1 pseudogene is annotated in these 411 nt (G+C 42.3%); it reads right to left on the bottom strand.

Features of this window, described 5'->3' with window-relative positions:
* Positions 1 to 177: 177 nt before the first annotated feature.
* Positions 178 to 411 (bottom strand): annotated as a pseudogene (pgi, locus tag AB4496_RS29315) (glucose-6-phosphate isomerase); the annotation flags it as partial.

The raw sequence follows: 411 nt of genomic DNA, 5'->3' as shown, positions 1-411 counted from the left end.
CAGTGGGGTAATGCTTTCATCGAGATCTGTTTCGAATAGAGACAATCGACTAAATAAAAAGCGAAAGGCTGACGTACATACGTCAGCCTTTTTTTATTGCCGTAAATCAACGGACATAAAAAACGCCAACCGAAAGGTTGGCGTTTACAATTATTACTTGGTGTTACTTAAACAGTCTTAAGCTTTCAGCGCTTTAAATGCGTTGATTAGACCGTTAGTAGAGCTGTCGTGAGACGTTACTTGTGCATCGTCTGCAAGCTCTGGAAGAATTTGGTTTGCTAGTTGCTTACCAAGTTCTACGCCCCATTGGTCGAAGCTGAAGATGTTCCAGATAACGCCTTGAACGAAGATCTTGTGCTCGTACATCGCGATTAGGTTACCTAAAGAGCGAGGGTTGATTTGCTTAACAAG

Origin of the sequence: Vibrio sp. 10N.222.46.A1 (assembly GCF_041473595.1) — a bacterium.
Lineage (GTDB): Bacteria > Pseudomonadota > Gammaproteobacteria > Enterobacterales > Vibrionaceae > Vibrio > Vibrio tasmaniensis_A.
The sequence above is the reverse complement of the archived record's forward strand: the minus strand, read 5'-3'. Positions and strand labels throughout refer to the sequence as shown.